Origin of the sequence: Bradyrhizobium sp., from assembly GCF_016462955.1 — a bacterium.
Lineage (GTDB): Bacteria > Pseudomonadota > Alphaproteobacteria > Rhizobiales > Xanthobacteraceae > Bradyrhizobium.
This window is the reverse complement of record NZ_JAEMSD010000030.1, coordinates 1-4780: the sequence shown is the minus strand read 5'-3', so window position 1 is coordinate 4780 and position 4780 is coordinate 1. Positions and strand designations below refer to the sequence as shown.

Annotated in this window: 5 protein-coding genes; 2 read left to right on the top strand and 3 right to left on the bottom strand. The window is 65.4% G+C overall.

All coding sequences use genetic code 11. From position 1 onward, the window contains the following. The 3 genes from pgk to tkt all read right to left on the bottom strand — a co-directional run. On the bottom strand, positions 1 to 624 hold a 624-nt coding region (gene pgk, locus JHD07_RS05630; RefSeq protein ID WP_291619843.1), incomplete at its 3' end, for a phosphoglycerate kinase. 152 nt (positions 625 to 776) lie between these two features. After that, positions 777 to 1784, bottom strand: a complete 1008-nt coding sequence (gap, locus tag JHD07_RS05625) for a type I glyceraldehyde-3-phosphate dehydrogenase (protein ID WP_291619841.1) — start codon at positions 1782 to 1784, stop codon at positions 777 to 779. A 150-nt stretch (positions 1785 to 1934) separates the two neighbouring features. Continuing rightward, entirely contained in the window at positions 1935 to 3917 is a 1983-nt protein-coding gene (gene tkt / locus JHD07_RS05620; protein ID WP_291619839.1) for a transketolase, read from the bottom strand. Positions 3918 to 4314: 397 nt separating this feature from the next. Between tkt and JHD07_RS05615 the strand changes: the two genes are divergently transcribed. Both JHD07_RS05615 and JHD07_RS05610 read left to right on the top strand, forming a co-directional pair. Beyond that, positions 4315 to 4605 (top strand): DUF4164 domain-containing protein, encoded by a 291-nt coding sequence (locus JHD07_RS05615; protein WP_291619837.1) that lies wholly within the window; start codon positions 4315 to 4317, stop codon positions 4603 to 4605. Next, on the top strand, positions 4602 to 4780 hold a 179-nt coding region (locus JHD07_RS05610; protein WP_291619918.1), incomplete at its 3' end, for a cell division protein ZapA. The genes JHD07_RS05615 and JHD07_RS05610, both read left to right, overlap by 4 nt.

Here is a 4780-nt window from a genome sequence, read left to right as displayed (position 1 = left end):
GTTTTCCAGAAGGTCGATCTTGGTCGAGACTTTGGCGCCGCCGATGATCGCGATCACCGGCTTGGTCGGCGAGCCCAGCGCCTTCTCCAGCGCGTCCAGCTCGGCCTGCATGGTGCGGCCGGCATAGGCCGGCAGCTTGTGGCCGAGGCCTTCGGTCGAGGCGTGGGCGCGGTGCGCGGCCGAGAACGCGTCATTGACCCAGATGTCGCCGAGCTTCGCCAATTCCGCGACGAAGGCCGGATCGTTCTTTTCTTCCTCTTTGTGGAAGCGGGTATTCTCCAGGCAGAGGATTTCGCCGTCCTTCAGGCCGGCAACGGCCTTGGCCGCGGGCTCGCCGATGCAATCCTCGGCGAAGGCGACGGGCTTCTTCACCACCTTCGACAGCGCCTCGGCGACCGGCCTCAGCGAGTCCTTGGCATCGCGCCCCTTCGGCCGGCCGAAATGCGCGAGCAGGATGACCTTGGCGCCCTTGTCGGCGAGCTCCGTAATGGTCGGCGCGACGCGCTCGAGCCGGGTGGCGTCGGTGACGCGCCCGTTCTCCATGGGCACGTTGAGATCGACGCGCAGCAGCACGCGCTTGCCCTTCACGTCGGCGTCGTCGAGGGTGCGGAATTTGTTGGTCATCGAACGCTTCCTTGTCCCGGGCGCTGCGCAGCGCGAAGCGGTGCGCTGCAGAACCGGGACCCACATCACAGCGAGTCCCGCGGCTAGATGGGTCCCGGCTCTGCGGAGCAGCGCAAGTGCGCTGCACCGCGTCCGGGACACGAGACCTGTTCTTAAATCACCTTCGCCATCGCGGCGGCGGTGTCCGCCATGCGGTTCGAGAAGCCCCACTCGTTGTCGTACCAGGACATCACGCGCACCAGCGTGCCGTTCTGCACCTTGGTCTGGTCCTCGTGGAAGGTCGAGGAGTGCGGGTCGTGGTTGAAGTCGATCGAGACGTTCGGCGCATTGGTGTAGCCGAGGATGCCCTTGAGCTGCTGCTCGGAGGCGCGCTTCATCGCCGCGTTGATCTCCTTGGCGTCGGTTGCGCGCTTGGCGACGATCTTGAGGTCGACCACCGAGACGTTCGGGGTTGGCACGCGGATCGCGACGCCGTCGAGCTTGCCCTTCAGCTCGGGCAGCACGAGGCCGATCGCCTTCGCAGCACCGGTCGAGGTCGGGATCATCGACATCGCCGCGGCGCGGCCGCGGTAGAGATCCTTGTGCATCGTGTCGAGCGTCGGCTGGTCGCCGGTATAGGCATGGATCGTGGTCATGAAGCCGGTCTCGATGCCGACGAGGTCGTTCAGCACCTTGGCGACCGGCGCCAGGCAGTTGGTGGTGCAGCTGCCGTTGGAGACGACCAGATGGTCCTTGGTCAGCGTCTCGTGGTTGACGCCGTAGACGATGGTGGCGTCGGCGCCGTCGGCGGGCGCGGAGACCAGCACGCGCTTGGCGCCGGCGGTGAGGTGTGCGGAGGCCTTGTCCTTGGAGGTGAAGATGCCGGTGCATTCCATGGCGATGTCGACGCCGAGATCCTTCCAGGGCAGCTTCGAGGGATCGCGCTCGGCGGTCACCTTGATCTTGCCGCCGCCGAGATTGATCGAGTCGCCGTCGACGGTGACGGTGCCGGGGAAGCGGCCATGGACGCTGTCGAAGCGGAGGAGATGGGCGTTGGTCTCGACCGGGCCGAGGTCGTTGATGCCGACGACCTCGATGTCCTTGCGGCCGGACTCGGCGATAGCCCGCAGGATGTTGCGGCCGATGCGGCCAAAACCGTTGATTCCGACGCGGACTGCCATGTTTCGTCTCCTTCAATGACCGTTGTCATCCCGCACAACGCGCGGATAGCGCGCTTGCGAGGATTTTTTAGGGGCGGACGCCCGGTTCGGCCGGGCGGTGCTTGATCATATGAGGGATTACGTAGTCCTTTTTTGCGGCAATCTCAACTCTCAGGAAATGCGCTTCAGCACAGCGTTAACTGCGGCCTCGGCGGTAATTCCGAAGTGCTGGAAGATCTTGTTGAGAGGCGCGCTGGCTCCGAAGGAGTGCATGCCGACAAATTCGCCATCCTGGCCGATCACGGCGTCCCAGCCCCAGCGCACCGCGGCCTCGATCGCGACCTTGATCGGCGCGTTGCCGATGATCGCGTCACGGCGTTCCTTTGGTTGCGCTAACAAGAGCTCGAGCGAGGGCACCGAAACCACGCGTGTCGGAATGCCGCGCTCGGCCAGCTGCTTCTGGGCGGCGACCGCCATCTCCACTTCGGAACCGGACGCGAACAGCGTCGCCTTGGCCTCGCCCTCTGCAGCGACCAGCTCGTAGGCGCCGTACTGGCACGGATTTTCGTTGGCGGAGGTCCGCAGCTGCGGCAGGTTCTGCCGTGTCAGCGCCAGCACGGTCGGGCCGTCCACGCGGTTGAGCGCGAGCTCCCAGCACTCGGCGACCTCGATGGCGTCGCACGGACGGAACACGCGCATGTTCGGGATGGCGCGCAGCGCGGAGAGATGCTCGACCGGCTGATGCGTCGGGCCGTCTTCGCCGAGGCCGATCGAATCGTGCGTCATCACATAGACGACGCCGGCGCCCATCAGCGCGGCGAGCCGCATCGCAGGCCGGGCGTAATCGGTGAACACCAGGAAGGTCGCGCCGTTCGGCGCGAAGCCGCCATGCAGGAAGATGCCGTTCATCGCCGCGGCCATGCCGTGCTCGCGGATGCCGTAATGGATGAAGCGGCCCTTCGGCGTCTTTGCGGAGAAAGCCGTCGCCGACTTCGCCTTGTTGTTGTTGGAGCCGGTGAGGTCGGCCGAGCCGGCGAGGAATTCCATCGGCATGGCGCCGGCGATGACCTCGATCACCGCTTCGGAGGACTTGCGGGTCGCCGCCGTCATCGGCTTCTCCAGCAGCTCCTTCTTGTAGGCTTTGAACGCCTTGGCGAGCGCGGCGGGGCGCTCGTGACGCAGGCGGCGCTCGAACTCGGCGCGCTTGCGGCTGCCGAGCTCACCGAATCTTGCTTCCCATTCCTGACGCGCAGCAGCACCGCGGCTGCCGGCCGCACGCCACGCCTTCAGCACGTCGTCGGGCACCGAGAAGGGCTCGAGCGATATGCCGAGATTTTCCTTGGCAGCCTTGAGCTCGTCGGCGCCGAGCGCTTCGCCGTGCACCTTCGAGGTGCCCTGCTTGTGCGGCGCTCCGAAGCCGATCGTGGTGCGGCAGGCGATCAGCGTCGGCTTGCTGGATTTCTGCGCGCGTGCGATCGCCGCGGCAATCGCGGCCGCGTCGTGGCCGTCGATCTTCTCGGCGGCCCAGCCGGCGGACTTGAAGCGCTTCACCTGGTCGACGGAATCGCTGATCGAGGTCGGGCCGTCGATCGAGATGCCGTTGTCGTCATAGAGCACGATCAGCTTGTTCAGCTTCCAGTGCCCAGCCATCGCGATCGCTTCCTGCGAGATGCCTTCCATCAGGTCGCCGTCGGAGGCGAGCACATAGGTGTGATGGTCGACGATCTTCTTGCCGAATTCGGCGGCGAGCATCTTCTCCGCCAGCGCCATGCCGACAGCAGTCGAGATGCCTTGGCCGAGCGGGCCGGTGGTGGTCTCGATGCCCTTGGTGTGGCCGTGTTCGGGGTGGCCCGGGGTCAGCGATCCCAGTTGGCGGAAATCCTTGAGCTGGTCGATCGTCATCTCGGGGCTGCCGAGGAGATGGAGCAGCGAATAGAGCAGCATCGAGCCATGGCCGGCCGACAACACGAAGCGGTCGCGGTCCGGCCATTCCGTCGCAGCGATGTCGAATTTGAGGAACTGCGTGAACAGCACCGTGGCAATGTCGGCCGCACCCATCGGCAGGCCGGGATGGCCCGATTTCGCCTTCTCGACGGCGTCCATCGCAAGACCGCGGATCGCGTTGGCCATACGGGTGTGATCGACCTGCGTCATGTCTGAAATCCGTCTGAAATGAAGCGCTTGGCGATGGTTGCCCGCGCGGGAGAAGCCTGGCGGCCACTGGAGGTTGGCGTTGGGATAGCACCTCGGTTCCGGGAGTCCAAGGCAATCGAACGCCCGTTTGGCCGCAAAAGTTGCCTGTGTGGACATCGGTTTTCCGCTGACAACGCGCCGGGCCGAAGCGACCGATCGGGACGCCGTCCCGATTGATCGGTGCATAGTTTTGCGGCGGCGTTGCGCTTCCCTAGCTTGCTTTGTAAATTTCTGCTTCTAACCGCTTGCCGAACCGAGTCTTTTGCCGGACGGCGAGCTCCAGGGAAAGGCCACTGGGCAAAGGCCGCCAGGTTCCGCCGCTGACTGCATGACCGATCGCGTATCCAACAGTTCCGCCATGACGGAGACATCCGCCGTCGAGATCGAGATTGCGACGCGCAGGCTCACGGCGGCGCTCGACGCGCTCGAAAGTGCGGTGGAGCGGCGCCGCGATGCCGATCGCGACGAGAACGAACTCGCGGCGCGGATCCAGGCACTCGGCGCGGATCGCTCGCGACTTGCCGACGAACTCGACGGCGCGCTGGTGAAGGCGCGCAAGCTCGAGCGCACCAATCGCGAGATCTCCGACCGGCTGGATTCCGCCATCGTCACGATACGCTCGGTGCTCGATACCGGAGAGGACGGATGAGCCACATCAACGTCACCATCAATGGCCGGCAATACCGCATGGCCTGCGAGGAGGGCCAGGAGGTGCGGCTGCTCAAGCTCGCCGAAACCCTGGAGACGCGCATCCAGTCGCTGCGCGGAAAATTCGGCGAGATCGGCGATGCGCGCCTCACGGTGATGGCCGCGCTGACGGTGTG